Source organism: Vibrio sp. 1159, assembly GCF_033340395.1.
Lineage (GTDB): Bacteria > Pseudomonadota > Gammaproteobacteria > Enterobacterales > Vibrionaceae > Vibrio > Vibrio alginolyticus.
In genome coordinates this window covers 1-1016 of sequence record NZ_JAWOWL010000199.1, presented here as the reverse complement: position 1 = coordinate 1016, position 1016 = coordinate 1, and the positions used below count along the sequence as shown (strand labels likewise).

The window sequence follows — 1016 nt, the reverse complement described above, 5'->3', positions numbered from 1 at the left end:
TAGGAGTGAGTCATGGGTGGAAAGTTATTGGTGATACTGCTTTTGTGCGTCTTTGCCTCGACGGCACTCGGCTATCCTACGCACACTCAATACTGGCCGCATCGCAGTGTTCTGTATTTCGCGCCTGAAAATGATGATTACGTAAAACAGTTCTTGCTTGAAGCATTGATGCACGAGTGTGAGTTAGTTGATAGAGATGTCGTCACACTGGTGATCACAGAAGACGGCTACACCGTGCCAAGCTGGCTTAAAGAAGAGTTTGATTTAAAGATACTCGCAGAGATCTACAGCGTGAAAAAAGGCGAGCACACTGCGATTTTACTCGGTAAAGATGGCTTAGAAAAATACCGCTGGGGGGCAGAAACCGACTGGCAATACATTAACGATTTGATTGACCAAATGCCGATGCGAAAACAAGAGATGCAGAGGCAGCGAAGCCCCTGCGAAATCTGAAGCACTTGAGGAAATGAAGACTCGTGAAGAAACAGGATTCTTCGTTACTTTCCGAACCACGCCAACTTATTATGCAGCTGCGTAACGCTCCCCACCACAATCAATGCAGGGCTCACTGCTTGCTCTGCCATGCTAGACAGTTCATTTAGTTTACCTTGGAACACGCGTTGCTCTGGTCGCGTCCCATTTTCGATGATTGCGCATGACATTTCTGGGTCTAAGCCGTGCGTGATGAGCTTGTCCATAATGTGGCCGCTTTGCTTCAACCCCATGTAGAACACAAGCGTGTTGTTTGACTGCGCTAACGAGTGCCATTCAATTTCGCGACCGTCTTTTTGCACGTGACCCGTGATGAATTGAACGCTTTGCGCATGATCACGGTGCGTTAATGGAATACCTGCGTAAGCCGTCGCGCCAGCCGCAGCAGTGATCCCCGGCACCACTTCGTATTGAATACCGTATTCTGCAAGCTCTTCCAACTCTTCACCGCCGCGTCCAAAGATAAATGAATCTCCACCTTTTAGGCGTACAACGCGTTTCCCTTCTTGTGCTTTTTCCACCAA

Annotated in this window: 2 protein-coding genes; one reads left to right on the top strand and one right to left on the bottom strand. The window is 48.5% G+C overall.

The genetic code is table 11. The features are described from left to right. Positions 1-12: 12 nt before the first annotated feature. A complete protein-coding gene (locus R7127_RS26980) occupies positions 13-453 on the top strand; it encodes a DUF4174 domain-containing protein (RefSeq protein ID WP_069545357.1) in 441 nt (146 codons plus the stop codon). Between the two features lie 44 nt (positions 454-497). Here R7127_RS26980 and cobA read toward each other — a convergent pair. Further along, the coding region (gene cobA / locus R7127_RS26975) for a uroporphyrinogen-III C-methyltransferase (protein ID WP_318148771.1) at positions 498-1016 on the bottom strand (519 nt) is incomplete at its 5' end.